Below are 21,729 nucleotides of genomic sequence, written 5' to 3'. Positions count from 1 at the left end.
CCCACCCAAAATGTCCCCGTCCTAACCGCCTTAGCGGTTGCTCTGGAAAAGAGTGCCAATTCATGCCAATTCATAAAAAGGCGCATGGCACCCTTTTCTGACGAGAAGGGCGCTGCTGATTCTAGGGATGAGGCATTGCCTCATTGCTTGACACGGTAGCTGCTGACAATCTTCTCAGCGTCACTGTTGTAATCTTGGTAGGACTTATTCACACCAAACAAATTGAGGATATAAATCGTATCGCCGCGTTGCTCAACAAAACTCACGGCATCTAGCGCATTTCCCTGGGGGTCTTTGCCCGTCCAATCGACGCGAATACTGCCATCTGGCTGCTGCTTGGTTTCTTGCCACTCCAGCTCTTTCAGCCGCTTTTCATACTCATCCTTGAGAGCTTTTTCAAGCTGCTCAGTCGTTAGCTTATTGCCCTGAGCTGCGCCAAAATCTACAGAACCGCCAAACCCCTGATCTTCAGAGACGAAAGCCAGTCCGCTGCCTGTCTCCTGATAGGTATAGCCTTTAGGGAAGGTGATTTCAAACAAGTCGCCTTGTTGCTTATAAACCTGTCCATCTGTGGTAGAAGCCGTGACGGATGGAGAGGGAGTCGCCGAGGCCGCTAATGAAGGCGTCGGTGAGGCAGAGGAATCTGAAGAAGGCTGACCTGCGGGCGTACTGCTGGCAGTGCTTGTGGCTTTGCCGCAAGCAGAGAGCATCAAGGCTGCAAGCACCATGAGGGAAGCAAAACGTAAAGCGTATTTCATTCAAAGAGCCGTTTTTCTAGAGTGATTGTATGGTGAACATCCCTCAGTCCATTAATTTATGCGGAGGTCACTGGTTCAAATCAGGACGCTGGATTTAGGACATTGGGGAAAGCTGAATTTCCTATCCCCCGTCCTAACCGATCCGGGTTCAGATTGTCACCCGTTTTTAGACGGACTTATTAGACCTCTTGCCAATCAGAATTTTTGGATTAGGTTTGGCGGAGGCGTAGCCCCCGCCAAACCTAATTTGCAAGAAGTCTATTAATCCATTTAGCCCAGAACAGGCAGCGATCGCCTACCCTTCTTCACCGGAAAATTCTGGCTTCAGCAGCGGAAAGGCGATCGCATCTCGGATACTGGCACAATCGCAGAGCAGCATCACAAGGCGATCAATGCCCATGCCCATGCCCATGGTCGGCGGCATCCCGTATTCTAATGCCGTCAAGAAGTCTTCATCCACACCTTGTGCCTCCAGGTCTCCGGCAGCTTTACGATCGGCTTGTGCCTCCAACCGTCCGCGCTGATCGATTGGATCAGTCAACTCAGAGTAGCCATTTGCCGTTTCTCGCCCGACGATATACAGCTCAAACCGCTCTACTAATCCTGGCTTGCTGCGATGCGGCTTTGCCAGAGGCGAGACCTCAATCGGGTAATCGGTGACGAAAGTTGGCTGAATCAGCGTTGTCTCTACCTTTTCTTCAAAGGTTTCGCTCAGCAGTTTGCCGATCGACTGACATTTCTCTACATTGGGCACTCCCACCTGCTGAGCGGCAGCCCTGGCAGACTCTAGCGTCTCAAACTGGGTGAAATCTAGTCCCGTATGCTCTTTCACTAGGTCATGCATAGTGACTCTGCGCCAGGGGGGCGTGAGGTCGATCGGCTCTCCTTGATAGGTGACTTGCAGCGTGGACAGCACATCTTGAGCCGCAGCAACAATGATTGCCTCCGTCAAAACCATCATGTCGTTGTAGTCACCGTAGGCTTGGTAAACCTCGATCGAGGTAAATTCTGGATTGTGGCGGGTAGAAATGCCCTCGTTGCGGAAGATCCGCCCCATCTCGAACACTTTCTCAAATCCGCCGACGATTAGCCGCTTCAGATGCAGCTCAGTCGCAATCCGCAGATACAGCGTCATCTCCAGCGTGTTGTGGTAAGTGATAAACGGACGCGCATCGGCTCCGCCTGCCTCACTCTGCAAAATTGGCGTTTCGATCTCGATAAACCCCTGGCGATCGAGATAACGCCGAATCGCTGCCGTAATCAGCGCTCGCTTGCGAAAAGTGTTCCGCACTTGAGGATTGACAATCAGATCGACATAGCGCTGGCGGTAGCGCTTCTCTACATCCGTAATGCCATGCCATTTGTCGGGCAGGGGCAGCAGCGACTTGGTAAGAATGGCGTACTGACTAACGCTGACCGAAAGTTCGCCCTTGTCAGTGCGCTTAATAGAGCCTTTCACGCCCAAGAAGTCGCCCATATCGGTTAGCTGCTTTAGGTGATCAAACGCGGCTGGGTCAGTATCTGACATCTCCGCTTCAATCTTCTTTTTGTCGAGATAAAGTTGAATCGTGCCTGTCTCATCTTGCAGCGTAAAAAACGCCAGTTTGCCAAATACCCGCCGGATGAGGATGCGTCCAGCGATCGCTACCTCTACCGCAGCCTCTTCGCCATTGGGCAGGTCAGAATACTGAGTCTGCAACTCTGCGGCGCGATGGGTAATTTCCCAGCGATAGGCAAATGGCGTAAACCCAAGCTGGCGCAATTGTTCAACTTTTTCAAGGCGAGTGGAGCGGAGATCGTCAGAAGACATGGCGAGAGAGTAAAAGTAAATGAGTAGAAATTAGCTCTAAAAATCCTAGTCCTGCTGATGGGCAAACTGGTATGCCCCGATCGCCCCCAAAACGATCGCAGCAATCAGCAGAATTGGAATGGAGTACCAGGGAAACTGGCTAAGCGGCTGAAACACGGCAGCTCTCAAGCCCAGGCTGGTATAGGTCAGCGGCAGCAGATACACGATAAATTTGAGCGCAGTCGGTAAGGTGCTGGGATCAAAAAAGGTGGCTCCCAAAAAGGACATCGGCACAATCAAGAAGTTGTTGAGCAGTCCCACGCCCTCTAGCGATTTGACGTTCAGCCCGACAATAACGCCTAGCCCCGAAAAGACAGCGCAGTTCAGCACGAGCAGCAGCAAAAACAGCGGACTCACAAAGCCGAGGTTTTGGGTGAAGGCGATCGCAATCACCAGCACTGATGCTGAGGTCAATAGCCCCCGCACCACTCCTGCCATCATTTTGCCGAGGAACAGCGCCAAAGGATGCACAGGCAGCAGCAAAATCTCTTCAAAGGTTTTGGAGTAGAGCCGCTCACCGCAGATGGAGAAAGTAGTGCCGCCAAAACTAATGGTCATGGAGGACAGCGCCACCATTCCGGGCAAAATGAACTGGAGGTAGCTATCGCCGACTGGAGGCTTAACGTTCATGGCATTGCCCAGCCCCAGCCCAAAGCCCAAGATATAGATCAGCGGCGAAATCAATCCAGAAGCCACAACTTGCAGGACGCGAACCCGCAGATCGAGCCATTCGCCCCAAAATACCGTCAGGCTGTCTGCCAAAACGCTGCGGAGGAGCGATCGCTTACGCGGCTGTCTCCTATCAAGAGAGGGCTGAGTGGCTACCATAGCGCTGTTAAGAATTGCAAAATTTGTCTCTCTCCATTCTGGCATTGGTTGGGTCTGACCTTTTGCCCAATTCTCACCTTTTGCTCGAATCTCTCACCTTTACACAATCGATTAAATCCTCGGCATACTGGAGGGTATGGGGCAGTTTCAGATGTCTCTGATATGCTGAGATTAGCAACGTCAAGATCTGCAAATGAGCCAGGTGCTAAGACGCTGCAACAGCTGCAAGGTATTTATCATCACCGATATTTATGACCCGTAGACCGAGAGTGCCACCCCGCGAATCCCGATACTCAGACCGATCGCCAGACCGTATGCCAGACCGAGAGCCTATACCCGCCAAACCTGCCTCAGTGCTGAACTCTGCCACGATCGCCATCCTGATCGCGGTCTTTGTGGTGGGCGTATTCATTGGCACCTCTTTTAGTGCCGTTTCCACGACCAGTCAGGGCACCATTTCAACCCGCTACGATATTGACCAGAAAGCGCCAAGTCCTGAAATTTGCTTACAGTATGGAGCCAGTGCCATCACGGTTGATATTCGTGCCTTCATGACCTTCAGCCCCTTCAATGCCTACATTTCTCAGCCTCGGATGCAGCCGGGATGCGTTATTCGCAGCAGCAACTGGGGCGTGTTGCAGGGCAAAAATCTGATTACTTCCCAGCAGGCGAATGAGTGTAAGAACCGGATGAATACCTTCGGCTTCACGGGCAACTTAGACAATGCCGAGAACAAGCCAAAGATTGACTGTATCTACCAAACTGACACAGCTCGAAATCTGTTCCTAGACCAGACAGGGGGCGGTGCTCCTTCTGATTTAGATAACTTCCGGTAAGCGATCCAGAAGTTCATTCTGTAAAACTTCTCCCACAGCTAAAAGCCCTGAAAAGCAACCTTGCTTCTCAGGGCTTCAAATTATGCACAGCTAGAACCTGATCTTACGCATCCAAAACTTTAGCCATGCTTTTATAGGTAGCGCTTTTGTCTGAGCTAGCCTCTTCACTGGCAAAAGGGTCGGTGTATAAATTCAAGATTTGCAGCAAGACAAACCAGAAAAATGTCGGACCTTCAACCAGATACCGTTTCCAAAGGCGACGTGGTTCTGATACTAGGCGATAGAGCCACTCTAGACCCAGTTCACTAATCCATTTGGGGGCACGAGCAACATTCCCTGCTTCAAAATCGATCGTTGCGCCGATCGCCATGAAGATTTTCACATGCTCAAAGCTCTCTCTGTACCTGTGAATAAATTTTTCCTGCTTAGGAGCACCCACGCCGAGCGCCAACACGGTCGCCCCCGATTCATTCACTAACTTAATCAGTTGATGACATTCTTCCTCATTTTTCTCAAAGCCAAATGAAGGAGAATGCGCTCCAACGATGATCGGACGACCCACCCTAGCATTAATTCGTCTCTGAGCCTCTGCCGCAACGCCTTCACGCGCCCCCAGCAGAAAAATCTTAATATCTAGATTATTTTTGTGATGACAATAAAAAGCTGGAAATAGGTCAGATCCTGAAATCTTTTCTCTGATGGGAGAACCTATAAATTTAGAAACATAAAATAGAACTTTGCTATCGCAAGTTTTGAAATCAGCTGCCTTGTAGGCTTCAAAGAACTCGCGATCGGTTTGCAGCTTAACAAGATGATCTACATTTGGCGTATAGACAACTCCCTGGTTAAGATTCTCTAGCAGCTCTGGCATTGAAAGATTGTCGATAGATGCATTCAATAGCTTAACGTTGCCCATTCGGACTATTCCTCCCTCGTGAAGTCAATGAAGGCTCACTTGTCAAAGTCATTTTTTGGATCTCTACAGCCCTGATTGAGTGGCTGCACACTTCTCGCCACGGACACCAGCCTTGCATTTTCCACCTAAGAAATCCAGTACTTCTACCTACTTTTACCAAGATTTCACTAAAAAAATATATCCTCTTAAGTCTTGACGTTGATTTACTTAGAACCAAAGAGCTAGCTAAGTTAGCACACTGACTTGCACATTAATCTTATGGACACTTCAGAATCCATAAATTCTTGAGAGGGCGGCAGAGACAGTGCCTATTGAAGCCATGCTATTTGGGGTCATGCTATAATTGTGTATGCAGGGTGATACAGAACCGATTAGGTCTACCCGGTCGCTCGATGACTCTACGGGTTTTTAGTGCTTTCTTCTGCTTCATCAGTTGAGTTTTTTCTAAAGTCTTGAGGTTCCCTGAGTGATTGCTATATCACTACGCCCTGTAGGTCGTAAGTGGGGCACAGTTAGTTTTGCCTCCACTCTCAATTTGTGTCCTGTTTTAGACTTGCTGCTAGCGGATGTACCGCCTGTACTCCGTCCTGATCTGCGGCTTGGGTTACAGGAGGCACTTGTTAATGCGGTCAAGCATGGCAATAATTTTGATCCCTGCAAGACGATCGCTGTTGAGTTTTTTTCAGTAGAAGATCAGCATTGGTGGGTTATCACTGATCAAGGGACTGGGTTTGCTCCAGGCTGTACCTGCGACACCAATCCTGACGAAAACCGCCAGACGATTGACGAACTTAACGACTGCGGCAGAGGTTTATTCATTCTTCACCAGATTTTTGACCAGGTTCACTGGAATCACCGAGGTACAGAACTCCGACTGTGTAAGCAGTTAAAAAACAGGCCGTTGAAGACTCGCGCTAGGATGCTGATGGCTCGCTAGAGATGCACTGACCGTGGTGTTACGACGCTGTACCTGAGTTGCCAAAGCTTTTTCACTGCCCTGATTTTGGTGGTGCTGAGCCTGTGTATAAATTTTCTGAAAAGGTCACTCCGCCACCCTTTCAGAAAATTTATACGTGAAACTAGCAACGCCCCGATTTTTTCACTGACGATCTTTTCACTAAATAGCGTGGTCAATTGAGAAGGCGATCGCGTAGCTTCACCTTAAACCCTCTTTTGTTACCTTTAGTGGAGTAAATTAGACTGAAAGGAGTAGAGTTTACCTTGAGATAGAGGATCGCGTTACGCCGATCGATCGCCACGGTTGGCTACATTGACGATTGCTGCCTCCTCTATCGCTCTGTGTTTGAAGATGTGCGCCTGTATAAGTGTTTCAAATGGCTGCATATGGGGATTCCCCTGCCCCGCAAAACGCTACCGGAGATTGCCAAACTGACTGGACTCAAAGACAGGCAAAGTCTGCATCACTTTTTGTGCGACGCGATGTGGGATGTCAAACAACTCAGAGCGATTCGCTTACACCTGATTAGGCAAGAAATTGGCACTCACCCCATCACTCTGTGCATTGATGAAACGGGTGATGTAAAGAGAGGGGAAGCCACCGACTATGTGGCAAAGCAATACATTGGCCATCTCGGCAAGACTGCCAATGGGGTAGTCAGCGTCAATGCATATGCGGTGGTTAATGGCATCACCTATCCGCTGCTATTCAAGATCTACAAACCGAAATCTCGACTCAAAGCCTCAGACGAGTACCAAAGCAAACCCCAGATAGCAATTGGGATGATTCAGGAGATCAAAGCTTTAGGATTTGCCATTGAGCGCGTGTTAGCGGATAGCTTGTATGGCGAAAGTGAAGCGGTGACCCGGTGTCTAGAGACGTTTCAATTGCCGTACATTGTGGCGATTCGCTCGAATCATGGGGTGCTGATGACGCAGGGGCAACGGGTACGCTACAACTCCTGGTGTGCCTATGATCAGCCTCTGTCGGAGCATCCCACCGAACGACGACATCTGCGCGAAATCATTTTTGGACATCGCCGCAAAGTGCGCTACTACCAAATCACCCAGGGCAGCACGTCAGACCCCGACAAAGCCGATAGTTGGTTCATCATGACGAATCTAGAGGGAAATATCCTGTTGAGTGTTGCGACTCAATACAGTTTAAGAACTTGGATTGAATATGGGTTCAGACCGGTGAAGCAGGAATTGGGATGGCATGATTATCGTTTAACTGATTACAACAGTATTGAACGGGGGTGGGAATTGATTTTCAGCGTGTATTTACTGGTGAGTCTCCATGCTGATGAATCTATTGCGCAACAGCAGTGCAATCTTGATGATTCAACACCCGCAGCATCGCCCTTACCCTTTACTCAGCATCCGCACTGGGAACGAGGAACCACTTGGAAGAGTGCCTTGAACAATTTGAGATTACTGCTGCAACCCTACAGTGGCTGGGGGTGGCTAGAGGTTTGGTTACAGGTTTTTCCCATCCCTGGACTTGAGCATGGACTCCATCAGTTGATGGATTGTATGGATACCTTTCGCATTCTCCCAATCCCAATCCTGGAGTCAGTTTGAGTCGCCTTATACTATTTCTCTCTCATGGTAGTAACAAAAGAGGGATAACTCGTCCTAACTCAATTTCGCAAAACTCTAAAAGCTGGATTTCAAAGGCGCTCTGCGCCTTTGAAATCCAGCTTTTAGAGTTTTGCGATCTGCCGGATCTAGAAGGTCGATCGCAGCAGACGACCAAAGATATTGAACGTCTCATCCAGCCAGCGCAATAGGCTCAAATCATTGGCGATCGACCGGGGCGGATTTTGAATCAGCGTATCGAGCTGCAACAGACGATTGAAATCAATTTTAATGTTGCCCTGGCGCTCTGTCTGACCGTCTGACCCATAGAATTTAACGCCCGCAAGCTGCATGATTTTAATTAATTCCTGCGCCATAATTCCATAGCCCACCGTTGTCGGATGAATGCCGTCTAAGGCAAAAATGCCGCCCTGCGTCCGCCCCTTGGCGCTAGAAGAGAAAAAGCGAGAATCTAGATCTGGAGTTAAGGCTTGCAGAGCGGGGGGTAGTTCATACTTGCCGCCGACTGCATCCCACCAGGAAGGACGAGCCTCCTCTAACCCAGGCGTGAGGTAGCGACGAAATGCTACCCGATCGAGCAAGCCGCTTAGCTCAAACAGATACCAATTTTTACCCTGCAACCGAGCCGTTTTGACAGCATCAACGATCGCCTCATTGTACTGATCGATGGCACTATCGATCGCCCTTGCCTCTTGCTCAGTTAATCGAGGATACTTTTTAGGATTATTAGCATCAAATGCCTGATCGCTGATCCAGGGCAAGGTATAAAAAGGGTAATAGCGAGAATCTGGACGAACTTTGCGATCGACTCCTCGCGCGTAGGGGGCGATCGTCACATGGGGCACCGTGGCAAAGATGACATGGCGTGCCTGAACTTTCTTAACTTCTGCAACCAAAAGATCGAGTTCCGCCTTGAAATGAATCGGTCGCCAGACTGTATACTTATTGTTCTTATCTTGATCCCTATAATCATCACCACTCCAAGAAACATTAAAGGTGAGAATGCTTCCTAAAGCGTTGTTTGCACCAATCATTACAATCAGCGTTTCAATACCGTCGCTTGTTCCCTGACCTGATTCTGCACCTAGTGCTGCCGCTGCCTGAACGGGAGATAGAGCTGCTCCACTAGCGTTTCGGGCAGAATTTAGCACTCGTAAAGTGGCTCGCTCGTTGTGGTAAGAGGTGATTTGCCCGATCGGGTCAGTAATTCGTTCTCCTAAACTATCTTGTGGCGGATTAGCTTTAAGTACCGCTTGGGCAATATCGGCATTGCGCGATAGGGTGTTGCGCAAATCCCAGCCATAGACTGCCAAATTATGATTAATTGCACCTTTGGGGTCAGGCAAAGTTGAGCCAGCTCCCCGCTCCCAGTAGTTTTCGATATCGTTGAGATAGCCATTGACGAAGAAAGCCGCTCCAGGCAGCTCATACCAGTCTATTTTGTCGCCAAATTGGCTCTCCAGCGATCGCGCCAGACTTTCCAGATTAAGAGGCAAGCCATCTCCCGGACTGTTGTAGGCGGGATAGCGAAACTGATTTTGCCAGCCTAGCTCTTGGGCAATCAGGCTGGGATAGGAAAGATTTGTCTTAAAAATAGCGCCACTCTGAAACCCTTGGGTCAAAGAATCGCCGAGGGTGACTAAGCGATGGCGCGGTGTGCCTGTGCGATCGACGGTAACAGGAATACCCAGCGTCGGGTCGGTTTCGGGATGACGCGCCTCTGCCTGAATAATCACGTCAGGCGGAGTTTTGGCATCTAACATATCAGGCGTGACGGCTTTGAGCATAGAAATTTACCTGTATGGGGGGCTATGGGTCACTTCAAGTTTGGCTGAAAAGATTCAGGACAGGGTAAATTGAGTTTTGTAACGAATGTCCCGTGAGTATTCCTATCCATGCCAGAAGGTCCTGAGATTAAGCGTGCGGCAGACAAAATTGCTAAGGCGATCGTTCATCAGCCTATCACCAGCCTATTTTTTGCCTTCGAGCATCTCAAGCCCTACGAGCAGACGTTTCAAGGTCGAGAGGTGCTTTCGGTGCAGCCCAGAGGCAAGGCTTTACTCACCCGATTTGATAATCAGCTTTCGATCTACAGCCACAATCAGCTCTATGGGGTGTGGATGATTCGCAAGCTGCACGACTATCCTCAGACCAATCGGCAGCTGCGGCTAGCGATTCACACCGACAAGAAATCGGCGCTGCTGTATAGCGCCTCTGATATTGAGGTGCTGGATGAGGTGGCGATCGCCTTCCATCCTTTCTTAAGCAAGCTGGGACTCGATCTATTGGATGAAGCCACTACGCTAGAGCAGGTGCTTGCCCGCTTTCAAGACAAAACCTTCCAGCGGCGGCGACTGGTAACGCTGCTGCTCGATCAGCATTTCCTATGCGGATTGGGGAACTACTTGCGGAGCGAAGTGCTATTTGTTGCCAAAGTTCACCCTTCTTACCGTCCGGTAGATTGCACCTCGACTCAAATTGAGGCGCTGGCAAAGGCAGCGATCGCCCTACCCCGTCAGTCCTACTTGTCCAACGGCATCACCAATAATTTGCAGCTTGCCCAGCAGCTCAAAGCCGAGGGAAAACGCCGTCGAGACTATCGGCACTATGTGTTTGGGCGGCAGGGAAAACCTTGCTACATCTGTGGAATGGCGATCGTGCGGGAGGAGTTGGGTGGCAGGCGATGCTACTACTGCCCCACCTGCCAATCAAATGCTTAAAAGATCAGTCAAATGCTTAGGTAGTGGTATTTAGGTAATAATTTTTTGTGGTGTGGGCTTTGCCCACACCACAAAAAATTATTACCTCTTGAGGACTATCAAAAATTTAAGAGGTGGTTTTACGGTAGTTTAATCTCCAGATACGCTCCAAGGTTTCTATCCTTTGGCGTAGCAGGGCAGCACGGCGCTTTCTGTGAATAACAACTCCTAATCCTGCAAATACGGGTAGCGCAACAATTAACGCGGTCAAGTAAATACCGTTAGAAATATCGCTAGGTTGGGCGATCGGCTGAGCGATCGGCTGAACGCTAGAAGCTTGGGCAAGAACCGTCTCAGGGGTTGAGTCAGACGATGACCGATGAATAGGAAGTCCCATGAGCTATTCTCCTACGGTCTGACAGTTTGCCAACCGATCGCGCCTATTCGCATTCCCCATAGATCGGCATAAGGAATCCGTAGGGCAACTGAGCTTAACTAATTTAGATACCATCTGACACCAGTTTAGAGTATAGAGTTTGCAACTGAGTAGGTGAATGAAGAATGTATAAGTGTAGATATTGTTTTCGTAAGCCATTGACACGGGATTAACCCGATACAAATTACATTACCTATCGCTTAAACCTTCATCAGGAAAGAAGTCTCTTACTGCTATGAAGATGTGATTTTTATAGGATAAAATTGTGAGTGCGATCGCTATTTCTTGTGATAGCCATCACGCTTAGTTTTCTAATTCTCGCTATCCGATAGGATGTAGAGAGCTGTTCCCTCACCTTCCTTCATGCAGACTTCATCTCGTTTTGCATCTGAGCTTCATCCGCTTCCTCATCTTGCAGAAACCCTGCGCTGTCGTAGGGGAAATTTAGCTCAGCAAATTGATTTTCCGGTTGTTCTCTGGTCAGGTCGCAGCAGTGCCCGCAACTTTCCGGCAAATGTCTATCCCTATCGCGCCAACAGTCACTTTCTCTACTTTGCGGGATTGCCCCTCTACAACGCAGCCATTCATTTAGAGGCAGGACGACTGGCGCTATTTATGGATGACCCGACTCCAGCCCATATCCTCTGGCATGGCGACACACCCCGGCGCGACCAAATTGCCCAAGCAATCGGCGCAGATGCTGCCTATCCTCTGTCTCAGCTTGAGGCTCACCTCGCGGATGCCGCCACGGTTCCGGTTCAGGATGCTGCGACGCGGCTAGATCAGTCACAGTACTTATCCACGCAAGCGCAAGCGTTGGCAAAGGCGATCGTCAATCTCCGGCTGATTCACGATGAAGGGGCGATCGCCGAAATGCGCAAGGCGGCAAGGGTGACTGTAGCCGCGCATCGGGCGGGGATGGCAGCGACTCGCAGAGCGCAAACAGAAGCGCAGATTCGGGCAGCAATGGAGCAGGTAATTATGGCAAATCAGATGACCTGCGCCTACAGCAGCATTGTGACAGTGCATGGAGAAGTGTTGCACAGCGATCGCTACAGTAATGCCATCCAGCCCCACGATTTGCTGTTGGCAGATGTGGGAGCCGAAGCTGAGTCGGGTTGGGCATCGGATGTGACGCGCACCTGGCCTGTGTCTGGCAAGTTTTCACCGACGCAGCGAGATATCTACAGCCTAGTGCTGTCTGCTCACGACCGCTGTATTGCAGCCGCCTGTCCCGGCGTAGAGTATCAAGACTTGCATTTGCTGGCAGCTGACATCATGGCGGCAGGGTTAGTAGATCTGGGCATTCTCAAAGGCAATTCAGAAGATTTAGTGGCGCAGGATGCTCACGCCCTGTTTTTTCCCCACGGTATTGGGCATTTGCTGGGTTTGGACGTGCATGATATGGAAGACTTGGGCGATTTGGCGGGTTACGCAGAAGGTCGGACGCGCAGCGATCGCTTTGGTCTGGGCTATCTACGGCTCAATCGTCCCTTACAGTTAGGCATGGCGGTGACGATCGAGCCAGGATTTTATCAAGTTCCGGCTTTGCTCAACGACCCAGAGCGCCGCGAGAAATATCGACAGGTGGTGGACTGGGATCGGCTGGCACAGTTCTCAGACGTGCGAGGCATCCGCATTGAGGATGATCTGCTGATTACTGAAACGGGCAATGAGATACTGACAGCGGCTTTGCCCACTCAGATGCAGGCGATCGAGCAATGGGTGTCGTGAGCTAGAGTCATCCGAGGCTGCAAACGTTATGGTTTTTCTTGGCTGAGGACTTCGCCTACGCCACAAAAAATCATGACCTTCTAAGGGATACTGTCTACCGTGGCTCAAGTGCGCTGTTGGACGAAATTAATTATCATCTTGTGAGACGGGCATCCCACAGTAAATTAACACCTCCTTCACATCGCTGATGACACTACCGCCAATTTTGGGTGCGCTTCTGATTCTCATCATCTGCCCTATTTTGGGTGGCTTGCCGCTGATTGCTTGGATCACCCAAGCCCTAACCCAGCGTAAGTTAGCCCAACTGGGTACAGGCAACCTCAGCGTTTCAGCCGCCTTTTATCATGGGGGGCAAACGGCTGGCATTCTAGCGGTAATGTCAGAAGCTTTCAAGGGCATTGCGGCAGTGTTGCTAGCACGGTACCTTTTCCCGTCTAGCCCGGTTTGGGAGTTAGTCGCGCTGATGGCGCTTGTAATGGGACGCTATGGCATTGGCAAAGGTGCAGGCACCACCAACGTGGTTTGGGGCTTTGTGGTGCATGACTGGCTCGTGGCAAGCTGGGTATTTTTGCTGGGCGGCATCGGGTTTACGCTGCTGAGAGAGCGGCAATTAGGACGGTTGGGGGTTTTGGTGCTGCTGCCGATAGTGGTGGCAGTGCTGCATCCCTATCAGAGCGATCGCATTTTTGCCACAATGCTGCTCAGCTTGCTCATGGCTGCGATTTATCAAAGAATTCCCGATGACCTAGATTTGTCTCCAGAAACCTCAAGCAGTGACTCGCGTAAAATGTTTCAATTTTTTCGGGGCGATCGTGCCTTGCTTTCCCTCGATAGAACTCTAGATGCCGCCAAGGTGGGTAACAAAGCTGCTAACTTATCGCAGTTACGGCGATGGGGCTATCCGGTGCCGATCGGCTGGGTGATTCCGCCCGGAGACGATCCGGCTCCTTTGATTGAGATGCTGCATCCTAGCCCCGAAATTCCTCTGGTGGTCAGGTCTTCGGCGATCGGCGAAGATTCAGAAACTGCCTCTGCTGCCGGACAATATGACTCGATTCTGCATGTCACCAGTCAGGCGGCTTTGGAACAGGCGATTCTGCGCTGTCATGCCTCCTACAATGACGAGAGTGCCGTCCGCTACCGTCAGGACAGAGGCATTGCCGAGGGAGCCATGGCGGTTGTGGTGCAAATTCAGGTACAGGGCGTGTTTTCTGGGGTAGCGTTTAGCCGCGATCCGATCGCCCGTCAGGGAGATGCGGTCGTCGTTGAAGGTCTTCCAGGGCTGGCGACTCAAGTGGTGTCTGGACAGGTCACGCCAGAGATGTATCGGGTTTGGATTCGGGAAGAAATCGATAGTAAAGCCTATACTTTGCCGGAATCGAATCCTGGCACGCCGCTTCCAGGCTGGCTCATGCCCGACTGGGTTGATTTAGATCTAGAGGGAACTGGCGATCTGCCGCCGCGATTGGTCAAACAAGTGGCGTTTTTGGCGCGGCATATTGAAAAGCAATATCACGGCATTCCACAAGATATTGAGTGGAGCTATGATGGACAGCACCTTTGGCTGCTGCAATCTCGACCGATTACCACGCTATTGCCGATCTGGACACGCAAAATTGCTGCCGAAGTGATTCCAGGCTATATCCATCCGCTCACCTGGTCGATTAACCGACCTTTGACCTGCGGCGCGTGGGGCGATCTGTTCACCCTAGTGCTGGGCGATCGCGCTGTCGGGCTAGACTTTAACGAAACCGCGACGCTACACCATTCCGCCGCTTATTTTAATGCTTCTCTGCTAGGTCAGCTATTTTTGCGGATGGGATTGCCGCCTGAGAGTCTAGAGTTTCTGACGCGCGGAGCAAAATTTAGCAAGCCGCCTCTGCGATCGACTCTGCAAAGCGCTCCCGGATTGCTGCGACTCCTGAGACGAGAGTTGAGGCTCAGCCAGGATTTTAGCCAGGACTGGGATCTGACCTTTGAACCAGGATGGGCAGTGTTGGAGGGGCAAAAAGTCGATCGCCTCTCTGCCGCAGAACTGCTCCAGCGCATTGAGCAAATTCTAGTGCTGCTGCAACGCGCCACTTACTACAGCATTCTGGCTCCCCTCAGCGCCGCCCTGCGTCGGGCAATGTTTTCTGTGCCAGAAGTTTCGCTAGACAATAGCCAAACGCCCGAAGTTGCCTCCATGCGATCGCTTCAGTCTTTAGCCAATGCAGCCCGTGCAACGGTGCCTAGCTTGGATCATCTCTCTCCTGACACCCTATGTGCACATCTGGCAGAAACCTCCCAGGGACAGGCGGTATTGCAGGAGTTCGATCGCTTTTTGTCAGACTACGGCTACCTCAGCGATGTCGCCACCGATATTGCCGTGCCTAACTGGAAAGAAGATCCAGGCGCGGCGAAAGCCCTGTTCACCCAGCTCTTACTCAATCCCACCCGTCCAGTTGTGAAGCCAACTACCGCGTCGGGATGGAAGCAGCGTCAGGTGCAGAAACGGCTAGACCTAAAAGGACAGGTTACTGCCCTCTACAGCAAGCTGTTGGCAGAACTGCGCTGGAGCTTTTTGGCGCTAGAGCAGCAGGGATTAGCAACAGGCTGGCTGACGCAGACCGGAGACATCTTTTTCCTGAAGTTTGCCGAAGTAGAGCAGTGGATTTTGGCACCCGACCCAGAATTGAAACAGCAGATGGGTCAGCGAATTGAAGTACGGCGATCGCAGCTTCAGAGCGATCGCCAGTTGACACCCCCTCTGCTGGTTTATGGCAACGATCCGCCAAGGCTAAGCGAAGATAGCCGACCGATCGTCTTGGCTGAGTCGAGCCGACAGCTTCACGGCATTGGGGCGAGTCCTGGACTGGTAGAAGGGCAGGTCGTGATTCTGCAAAGTCTGCAAACCTATCCAGAGGTGAGTCGAGACATCATTCTGGTGATTCCCTATGCCGACTCAGGTTGGGCACCCTTACTGGCTCAAGCCGGGGGATTAATTACCGAAGTGGGCGGACAGTTGTCCCATGGGGCGATCGTTGCGCGGGAGTATGGCATCCCGGCGGTCATGAACATTGCCCATGCCACCCAGCGCCTACAGGATGGACAGCGGGTGCGTTTAGACGGGCAGCAGGGCATCGTAGAAATTTTGCTCTAGAGGGGCGGGAGATTCACACAATCTCGCATCTTTCAAAAGTTACACTTCATTGCGAAACGAAATAGGGGCAAACTTAGATATGTTAAGTTCAATACCGTTGCTTTACATCACAGAGTCCTGGAAAGAGGGATAACACTTTGATCGCTAACCTTCAACCCCTACCCAATGCTTCAGTTCGTGAAGACCTGAGCGATTATGTCGCTCACCTCCAGCTTCACATGGCTTTACAGGCGCGCAATCTGGTTCCAACTTTGACGAAAACTGCTGACAGCCGGGAACAGCTTCTCCACAAAACTCAGGCTGATTTCGAGAAATTTGTGTCTCGTCAGGCAATCTAGAAAAATACAATACATTGCTGATGAAGGTATAAAATGTACCTTACGTAGATTTAGTTTCAACCTTGTGTACAGGCAGAGCCATTGGCTCTGCCTTTTTTACTGGCTGTTGCCACAGTCTATTAGAGTCATATAGCTGCCGCCAGTTTGCTTAGGACATTTTTGGTTGAGCGTTACGCTCAACCAAAAATGTCCCCATCCTAACCACCTTGGCGATTGCTATAAACAGCAAAAAAATTAGACAGCGCTGGCGATCGCAACAGGTTCATAGAGGTACTCAAACCAGTTATTATCCAAATCGCGTCCGTAGAAGGAGGCGGTTCCATCTCGATGTTCATGAATTTCTGTCAGGTGAACCCCTTCTGACTTGAGGCGATCGTAAGCGGCTTCTACCTCAGCGCGATCGTCAAACACAAAGCCAAAGTGCGGACCTGCCTGGGCGTACTGCGGACTCAGCAAGGCTAAACCGTCTTCTCCAGCTTTCAAATATGCCCAGTCAGCATCTTTCCAAACCAAAGCCATGCCCAAATTTTGATAGAACTGGGCAGCTTGTTCCAGATCTTTCACACAGATTGCCACATGACCAATGCGCTTGAGTTGCATACCTTTGAAACGTGAAAACGTTCTGCTCTACTTCTTCTATTCTAGGCTGTTAGCGGTTTTCGGGTGCGGCGCTGAGCCTTGCCCTCAAAAAATAATCTCTCGTTTTACGGTAAGCTGATCACGGTAAGCTGAGGGTAGTAAACCCCTCTCAAGATTTGCGGAATCCTTGCTTTTAGCAACCGATCGCCAAAAGAGCCATTAGAGAACGCCAATGCCCCACCCCATCCGGTTTCGAGTTCTAACCCTAGCGATCGCTTGCAGTCTATGGCTTTGTAGCTGGATGATTGCCCCCCCAGCTCTAGCGCTGACCCAAATCCGGCTCTTTGATGTTTCCTATCACGACTGTCCGCCCGAACTCGCCGAAGGCGCGATCACGCCAGGTACTAGCATGGCGGCTAACTGTTTTATTGTCACAGGCAAAGCCGAAAATAAGTCGGGCAAGCCTGTGCTGAATGCGGATATTTTCGGGCGGATTTATGACGCAAACGGCAATTCGATTATGGAGAATCGCACTCGGCTAGGGGCGATCGAAGAAGTTCCTCCCGGCACTAGCGATTTTGATTTGCGCATTAGTGTCCCCATCAATCAGCCCACGCCATTGAAATTGGAACAGTTCAAGGCGGCTGGCTTCACCGGAAAAGTTCGCCGCTAGAAGGTGAAGGCTATATGATTTCAGGCTTGCCTAATGGGTCGAATTTAGATAGCTCAGCGCTTCAACCCTGGAAGTTAAGAGGTCAGGCTTTTGACTGGGGAAAGCAAACTTATCTGATGGGCGTTCTCAACGTCACGCCAGACAGCTTCAGCGATGGCGGACAGTTCAACACGCTGGAAGCCGCGGTGAAACAGGCGCAGCGCCTAGTCAAAGAGGGTGCCCACATTCTAGACGTTGGCGGGCAGTCTACCCGTCCTCAAGCTGATACAGTGTCGCTGTCAGAGGAGCTAAACCGCGTGGTGCCCGTGGTTCAGGCATTGCGTATCGCTGAGAATCAAGACGCAATCATCTCGGTAGACACCACTCGCGCAGCCGTAGCCAAAGCCGCTATTGAGGCTGGAGCCGATATTGTCAACGATATCTCAGCAGCTACCTACGACCCTGAGATGCTGCCGATCGTCTCGGAGCTAAAGGTGCCGATCGCCCTGATGCATATCCGGGGCACACCCAAAACGATGCAGCAGTTGACCGACTATGCCGATCTGATGGCAGAAATCTACGAGTTTTTAGCCCGTCGAGTCGATGCAGCGGTAGCGGCTGGCATCGCGTCCGATCAAATTATTCTCGATCCCGGCGTTGGCTTTGCCAAAACCTGTGAGCAAAACCTGGAGATCCTGAGGAAGCTGCCCCAGCTGCGATCGCTGGGTTGCCCGATTTTGGTAGGGGTATCCCGTAAAAGCTTCATTGGGCGGATATTAGATCAACCCAACCCAATGCAGCGCGTCTGGGGAACGGCAGCGGCTTGCAGTGCAGCAATCGCGTTCTCCGCAGATATCCTGCGGGTTCACGATGTTGCACCGATGCGAGATGTTTGCAAAATGGCGGATGCGATTTGGCGACCAATCGATCTGTAACAGGCAACACCTTGATCGGCAGCTTAGTTATCGGAAGGGCGATTGGAACTGCCAGAATCTCTCCCTTTGGAAGAGTCACGTCCAGCATCAGAAATTAGCTCTGACATGCTCTCTGTCAAGTCTCGCGGATTCATGAACACCACCTTAGCATTGTCGCTCTTGCTCAGCTCAAAGTTGGCTTCTACATATCTTTGAGCCACTAAATAGCGGAGAATCTCTGCCGAATTTGCCCCTTCTGGAAGGGCTTCCTTGATTAACTTTAGGGAGTCAGCGATCGCGCTAGCTTGTTCGATCGAGGCTTTGCGTTCACCTTCTGCTCGCAGGACTACAGCACGGCGCTCACTTTCTGCCGCACGTTCTTTCTCAAGAGAATCCTGCACACTCTTGGGGGGCTTAATATCTTGAATCTCGACTCGAATAACCTTCACACCCCAAGGCTCTGTAGCCTCATCTAGGCTCTCCAGAAGCGCGCGGGTAATCCGAGTTCTTGCCGAATTTGTGTCCTCCAAATCCATCTCACCCACTTCGGCGCGCAGGGTGGTAATCACCAGGTTTTTGAGGGCTTCCTCAATGTCTTGGATCTCATAATAAGCCTGTTGCAGCTCTAGAATCCGCCAAAAGACAATGGCATCCACATCGACCCTAACGTTGTCTCTGGTGGTTGCGCCACTGGCAGGTGTATCCAGCATTTGTTCACGGGTCGAGGCTTCTGTCACCACTTCATCCACAAATGGAATGATGCCAAAATTTAAGCCAGGCGTGAGTTTACGATGATATCGACCCAGACGCTCGACCAGCGCTTCGTTGCCTTCTGTGATGCGTCGAGTCGAACCCACGGTTCCACCCAAAATAGTCAAAACAAAGACAAATCCCCAAACAAGTGACTCCATATTTTATTGTTCTCCTGCCGAGGCAGTAAGGAGAGATTAGAGCGGCTGCTTCAATATAGTCGTTCCCACAAAATCGGGAACACTCAATCTTAACAATCCTGTGAATTAGCAAACTAGCTATTAGCAAACTAGCTATTAGCAAACTAGCTATCTGTAGGTTCGTCGGCAAAAGTGGTGGGCATGACGAGCAGCGTGTTGCCCTGCCGACCGACTACCTGCACTGTTTGTCCCGGCGTAACCGTAATATCAGAAATTTGGCAGCGGGCTTTCCAAATTGCCCCTTCATAGGAGACTACGCCCAAGCCGCCTTTGGGAATGGTTTCAGAGACGATCGCATCAATATTTCCGCGCAGATCCTTAGATTTTTTGGGAACCATACCCCGCAGCACGACCGATAGGGCGATCGACAAAATTCCCCAAATCAAGAGCTGCATCAAAATGGAGGGAACCGAAAGAGCGGCGATCGCAGTAATAATGGCAGCAAGCCCCAACGCCGCTGCCACGGGTTCTCCAATCACCAAACCCAGTCCTAAAAATATAAAACCGCCGACTAACCAGAGAATATGAATATTAGATAACGCTAAGGCTTGAGTCTCCACGGCAGCTTTTCACCCGTTATTTTATAGATAGGAAATTTTACCCGTTTTGCCGACAGATAAGGTTGACCGACAGACAGTGAGTTCAGAAATTCGTCTGTCTCCAATTTAACTGAAGAAAAGGCGAGATTTGTTCAGGAATTTTTAAGGCAGCCGTTAATCTGTTTGCAAACTTTATCTTCGCCTGTCGAAATGACTGCTACTCGATCGTCATAGTATTAAGCGCAGAATTAATCCGTGCTTCCATACAAACCCAAAAACATGTGGAGGATGACGATGCAGTACATGATCATGAACTACGAAGATGATGCCGCCTTTAGTGCACGTACTGACGAACAGAAAAGCTCAGCCTACTGGGGAGCTTGGGCAGCTTACGCTCAGGCGCTCAAAGAGTCTGGTGTGATGGTCAGCGGCAATGGGCTACAGCCTCCCCATGCGGGGACGACGCTGCGGCTACGAGACGGGAAACCCAGTATCCAGGATGGCCCTTATGCCGATACTAAAGAGCAGCTTGGCGGCTACTTCATTATCGAAGTGGCTGATCTGGATACGGCGCTAGATTGGGCAGCACGCTGTCCTGCGGCAGCAGATGGCTCAGTCGAAATTAGACCTGTACTGGTGATGAGTTAGGGCTGATTTGAGGAGAGATCGTGAAGGCAAACGAGGCGATGGATGCATTTCAAACAGTTGAATCTGTGGCGCGCGCCTCCTACGGTCGCCTCGTTGCCTATCTTTCCTCTCGATCGCACAATTTAGCTGAGGCTGAAGATGCGCTTTCAGAGGCTTTCGTGGCTGCCCTCGAAACCTGGACTCGTAACGGGGTGCCGCAAAAGCCAGAAGCTTGGCTGCTGACAGCCGCGCGGCACAAACTAATTGATGGCAGCCGCGCGGCAAAGGTGCGTACCGATTCCTTATCGACGCTACGGATCATCGCCAAAGAAGCGCAGGAGATATCGCAGTTAGGCACCTTTCCAGATGAACGGTTAAAGCTGCTATTTATCTGTGCCCATCCAGCGATCGATGCCGCAGCGCATACACCTCTGATGTTGCAGACCGTTTTGGGACTGGATGCGGCTCGGATTGCTTCCGCTTTCTTGGTTGCCCCCAAAACCATGGGTCAGCGGCTAGTAAGGGCTAAGGCTAAAATTCGGGATGCGGGCATTGCTTTTGAGGTGCCAGAGTTAAGTGAACTCCCGACGCGGCTGGGCGCAGTCATGGAGGCAATTTATGCCGCCTATGGCACAGCCTGGGAAGAGGTGTCAGGTGCCGACCCTCGGCGCAGAAATCTCTCGAATGAAGCAATTTGGCTAGCAAATGTTCTGGTTCATCTGATGCCAGAGGAAGCTGAAGCGCGGGGACTTTTAGCACTGCTGTTGCATTGTGAGGCAAGGCGCAAAGCCCGTCGATCGCCCGAAGGGAACTATATTCCGCTCTCAGAGCAGGATGTCTTGCTTTGGAACAGTTCTATGGTTGAGGCAGCCGAGCAAGAGTTGGCGATCGCGAGTCTATCCAAGTCGCTTGGGCGATTTCAGCTCGAAGCGGCGATTCAGTCTGTCCATGCTCAACGGGCTGTAACTGGACAAACCCACTGGGAGGCAATCGCCCTTCTCTATGAAGCTCTGGTACGCTTAGCTCCTACCTTGGGGGCGATCGTAGGTCAAGCTGCTGCCACCGCCCAAGTCTACGGCAGTGCCTCTGGACTCGCTGTTCTAGACTCGATCGCTCTTGAGCAGGCGGCTATTACCTATCAACCCTATTGGGCTGTCCGTGCCCATCTTTTAGCGGAACTAGGGAACTCTCAAGAGTCGCAGGCAGCTTATATTCGTGCAATTGGTCTCAGTGAGGACAAGCAGGTACGCCAATTCTTGATCAAACAGTCTTTGCTCAGATCATCTTGACTCAGATTCAGATCCTGACTCAGATATAACTGTCGCCAGTTTGCTTGGGGTATTTATGGTGGGGTGCGAAGCACCCACCATAAA

At 50.9% G+C, this 21,729-nt stretch carries 20 protein-coding genes; 11 read left to right on the top strand and 9 right to left on the bottom strand.

The genetic code is table 11. The features are described 5' to 3' along the window. Nucleotides 1-140: 140 nt before the first annotated feature. The 3 genes from AC5JMP_RS14770 to AC5JMP_RS14760 form a co-directional block, all read right to left on the bottom strand. Nucleotides 141-758: a hypothetical protein gene (locus tag AC5JMP_RS14770; RefSeq protein ID WP_495852246.1), complete on the bottom strand. Its 618-nt coding sequence runs from the start codon at nt 756-758 to the stop codon at nt 141-143. A gap of 295 nt (nt 759-1,053) precedes the next feature. Next, nucleotides 1,054-2,568 carry a lysine--tRNA ligase gene (lysS, locus tag AC5JMP_RS14765; RefSeq protein ID WP_495852245.1) on the bottom strand — a complete coding sequence of 505 codons (1,515 nt, stop codon included), beginning with the start codon at nt 2,566-2,568 and terminating at the stop codon, nt 1,054-1,056. Between the two features lie 45 nt (nt 2,569-2,613). Beyond that, nucleotides 2,614-3,435, bottom strand: a complete 822-nt coding sequence (locus tag AC5JMP_RS14760; protein WP_495852244.1) for an ABC transporter permease — start codon at nt 3,433-3,435, stop codon at nt 2,614-2,616. Between the two features lie 251 nt (nt 3,436-3,686). Between AC5JMP_RS14760 and AC5JMP_RS14755 the strand changes: the two genes are divergently transcribed. Further along, nucleotides 3,687-4,271, top strand: coding sequence for a DUF3172 domain-containing protein (locus tag AC5JMP_RS14755; RefSeq protein ID WP_495852243.1), 585 nt, complete (start codon nt 3,687-3,689; stop codon nt 4,269-4,271). A 103-nt stretch (nt 4,272-4,374) separates the two neighbouring features. Here AC5JMP_RS14755 and AC5JMP_RS14750 read toward each other — a convergent pair whose 3' ends face one another. Beyond that, nucleotides 4,375-5,187: a WecB/TagA/CpsF family glycosyltransferase gene (locus AC5JMP_RS14750; RefSeq protein WP_495852242.1), complete on the bottom strand. Its 813-nt coding sequence runs from the start codon at nt 5,185-5,187 to the stop codon at nt 4,375-4,377. A 466-nt stretch (nt 5,188-5,653) separates the two neighbouring features. Here AC5JMP_RS14750 and AC5JMP_RS14745 point away from each other — a divergent pair, with 466 nt between their 5' ends. Both AC5JMP_RS14745 and AC5JMP_RS14740 read left to right on the top strand, forming a co-directional pair. Next, on the top strand, nt 5,654-6,124 hold the full coding sequence (locus AC5JMP_RS14745; protein ID WP_495852241.1) for an ATP-binding protein: 471 nt from the start codon (nt 5,654-5,656) through the stop codon (nt 6,122-6,124). A 296-nt stretch (nt 6,125-6,420) separates the two neighbouring features. Further along, nucleotides 6,421-7,728, top strand: coding sequence for an IS701 family transposase (locus AC5JMP_RS14740; protein ID WP_495852255.1), 1,308 nt, complete (start codon nt 6,421-6,423; stop codon nt 7,726-7,728). A 146-nt stretch (nt 7,729-7,874) separates the two neighbouring features. On the opposite strand, the gene AC5JMP_RS14735 is transcribed toward AC5JMP_RS14740, so the two are convergent. Continuing rightward, nucleotides 7,875-9,533, bottom strand: coding sequence for a hypothetical protein (locus tag AC5JMP_RS14735; protein WP_495852240.1), 1,659 nt, complete (start codon nt 9,531-9,533; stop codon nt 7,875-7,877). Between the two features lie 108 nt (nt 9,534-9,641). Here AC5JMP_RS14735 and nei point away from each other — a divergent pair, with 108 nt between their 5' ends. Further along, nucleotides 9,642-10,466 (top strand): endonuclease VIII, encoded by an 825-nt coding sequence (gene nei, locus AC5JMP_RS14730; protein ID WP_495852239.1) that lies wholly within the window; start codon nt 9,642-9,644, stop codon nt 10,464-10,466. A gap of 106 nt (nt 10,467-10,572) precedes the next feature. Here nei and AC5JMP_RS14725 read toward each other — a convergent pair whose 3' ends face one another. Then, nucleotides 10,573-10,842, bottom strand: a complete 270-nt coding sequence (locus AC5JMP_RS14725) for a hypothetical protein (protein ID WP_495852238.1) — start codon at nt 10,840-10,842, stop codon at nt 10,573-10,575. Between the two features lie 402 nt (nt 10,843-11,244). Between AC5JMP_RS14725 and AC5JMP_RS14720 the strand changes: the two genes are divergently transcribed. The 3 genes from AC5JMP_RS14720 to AC5JMP_RS14710 all read left to right on the top strand — a co-directional run bounded on the left by AC5JMP_RS14720 (nt 11,245) and on the right by AC5JMP_RS14710 (nt 16,095). Beyond that, nucleotides 11,245-12,615: an aminopeptidase P family protein gene (locus AC5JMP_RS14720; protein ID WP_495852237.1), complete on the top strand. Its 1,371-nt coding sequence runs from the start codon at nt 11,245-11,247 to the stop codon at nt 12,613-12,615. 187 nt (nt 12,616-12,802) lie between these two features. Further along, the gene (locus AC5JMP_RS14715) at nt 12,803-15,757 is read left to right on the top strand and encodes a glycerol-3-phosphate acyltransferase (RefSeq protein WP_495852236.1); all 2,955 of its coding nucleotides are present in this window, start codon (nt 12,803-12,805) and stop codon (nt 15,755-15,757) included. Nucleotides 15,758-15,894: 137 nt separating this feature from the next. Beyond that, nucleotides 15,895-16,095, top strand: a complete 201-nt coding sequence (locus AC5JMP_RS14710) for a hypothetical protein (RefSeq protein WP_495852235.1) — start codon at nt 15,895-15,897, stop codon at nt 16,093-16,095. 234 nt (nt 16,096-16,329) lie between these two features. Here the strand turns inward: AC5JMP_RS14710 and AC5JMP_RS14705 are convergent, their stop codons facing one another. Beyond that, entirely contained in the window at nt 16,330-16,695 is a 366-nt protein-coding gene (locus tag AC5JMP_RS14705) for a VOC family protein (protein WP_495852234.1), read from the bottom strand. A gap of 280 nt (nt 16,696-16,975) precedes the next feature. Here AC5JMP_RS14705 and AC5JMP_RS14700 point away from each other — a divergent pair, with 280 nt between their 5' ends. After that, a complete protein-coding gene (locus tag AC5JMP_RS14700) occupies nt 16,976-17,347 on the top strand; it encodes an FxLYD domain-containing protein (protein ID WP_495852254.1) in 372 nt (123 codons plus the stop codon). A gap of 14 nt (nt 17,348-17,361) precedes the next feature. Further along, nucleotides 17,362-18,261 (top strand): dihydropteroate synthase, encoded by a 900-nt coding sequence (gene folP, locus AC5JMP_RS14695; protein WP_495852233.1) that lies wholly within the window; start codon nt 17,362-17,364, stop codon nt 18,259-18,261. A 23-nt stretch (nt 18,262-18,284) separates the two neighbouring features. Here the strand turns inward: folP and AC5JMP_RS14690 are convergent, their stop codons facing one another. Both AC5JMP_RS14690 and AC5JMP_RS14685 read right to left on the bottom strand, forming a co-directional pair. Then, nucleotides 18,285-19,151 carry an SPFH domain-containing protein gene (locus AC5JMP_RS14690; protein WP_495852232.1) on the bottom strand — a complete coding sequence of 289 codons (867 nt, stop codon included), beginning with the start codon at nt 19,149-19,151 and terminating at the stop codon, nt 18,285-18,287. Between the two features lie 143 nt (nt 19,152-19,294). Continuing rightward, the gene (locus tag AC5JMP_RS14685) at nt 19,295-19,750 is read right to left on the bottom strand and encodes an NfeD family protein (protein ID WP_495852231.1); all 456 of its coding nucleotides are present in this window, start codon (nt 19,748-19,750) and stop codon (nt 19,295-19,297) included. Between the two features lie 273 nt (nt 19,751-20,023). On the opposite strand from AC5JMP_RS14685, the gene AC5JMP_RS14680 reads away from it, so the two are divergent. Then, entirely contained in the window at nt 20,024-20,377 is a 354-nt protein-coding gene (locus AC5JMP_RS14680) for a YciI family protein (protein ID WP_495852230.1), read from the top strand. Nucleotides 20,378-20,415: 38 nt separating this feature from the next. Continuing rightward, complete coding sequence (locus AC5JMP_RS14675) at nt 20,416-21,645, top strand: RNA polymerase sigma factor (RefSeq protein ID WP_495852229.1); 1,230 nt, start codon at nt 20,416-20,418, stop codon at nt 21,643-21,645. Nucleotides 21,646-21,729 lie beyond the last annotated feature (84 nt).

Source organism: Drouetiella sp., from assembly GCF_059504425.1.
The sequence above is the reverse complement of the archived record's forward strand: the minus strand, read 5'-3'. Positions and strand labels throughout refer to the sequence as shown.

What these genes read in the sequence shown, in the direction of transcription:
- AC5JMP_RS14770 (WP_495852246.1), bottom strand. Translation starts at nt 758, where the DNA reads ATGAAATACGCTTTACGTTTTGCTTCCCTCATGGTGCTTGCAGCCTTG.
- lysS (WP_495852245.1), bottom strand. Translation starts at nt 2,568, where the DNA reads ATGTCTTCTGACGATCTCCGCTCCACTCGCCTTGAAAAAGTTGAACAA.
- AC5JMP_RS14760 (WP_495852244.1), bottom strand. Translation starts at nt 3,435, where the DNA reads ATGGTAGCCACTCAGCCCTCTCTTGATAGGAGACAGCCGCGTAAGCGA.
- AC5JMP_RS14755 (WP_495852243.1), top strand. Translation starts at nt 3,687, where the DNA reads ATGACCCGTAGACCGAGAGTGCCACCCCGCGAATCCCGATACTCAGAC.
- AC5JMP_RS14750 (WP_495852242.1), bottom strand. Translation starts at nt 5,187, where the DNA reads ATGGGCAACGTTAAGCTATTGAATGCATCTATCGACAATCTTTCAATG.
- AC5JMP_RS14735 (WP_495852240.1), bottom strand. Translation starts at nt 9,533, where the DNA reads ATGCTCAAAGCCGTCACGCCTGATATGTTAGATGCCAAAACTCCGCCT.
- nei (WP_495852239.1), top strand. Translation starts at nt 9,642, where the DNA reads ATGCCAGAAGGTCCTGAGATTAAGCGTGCGGCAGACAAAATTGCTAAG.
- AC5JMP_RS14725 (WP_495852238.1), bottom strand. Translation starts at nt 10,842, where the DNA reads ATGGGACTTCCTATTCATCGGTCATCGTCTGACTCAACCCCTGAGACG.
- AC5JMP_RS14720 (WP_495852237.1), top strand. Translation starts at nt 11,245, where the DNA reads ATGCAGACTTCATCTCGTTTTGCATCTGAGCTTCATCCGCTTCCTCAT.
- AC5JMP_RS14715 (WP_495852236.1), top strand. Translation starts at nt 12,803, where the DNA reads ATGACACTACCGCCAATTTTGGGTGCGCTTCTGATTCTCATCATCTGC.
- AC5JMP_RS14705 (WP_495852234.1), bottom strand. Translation starts at nt 16,695, where the DNA reads ATGCAACTCAAGCGCATTGGTCATGTGGCAATCTGTGTGAAAGATCTG.
- AC5JMP_RS14700 (WP_495852254.1), top strand. Translation starts at nt 16,976, where the DNA reads ATGATTGCCCCCCCAGCTCTAGCGCTGACCCAAATCCGGCTCTTTGAT.
- folP (WP_495852233.1), top strand. Translation starts at nt 17,362, where the DNA reads ATGATTTCAGGCTTGCCTAATGGGTCGAATTTAGATAGCTCAGCGCTT.
- AC5JMP_RS14690 (WP_495852232.1), bottom strand. Translation starts at nt 19,151, where the DNA reads ATGGAGTCACTTGTTTGGGGATTTGTCTTTGTTTTGACTATTTTGGGT.
- AC5JMP_RS14680 (WP_495852230.1), top strand. Translation starts at nt 20,024, where the DNA reads ATGCAGTACATGATCATGAACTACGAAGATGATGCCGCCTTTAGTGCA.
- AC5JMP_RS14675 (WP_495852229.1), top strand. Translation starts at nt 20,416, where the DNA reads ATGGATGCATTTCAAACAGTTGAATCTGTGGCGCGCGCCTCCTACGGT.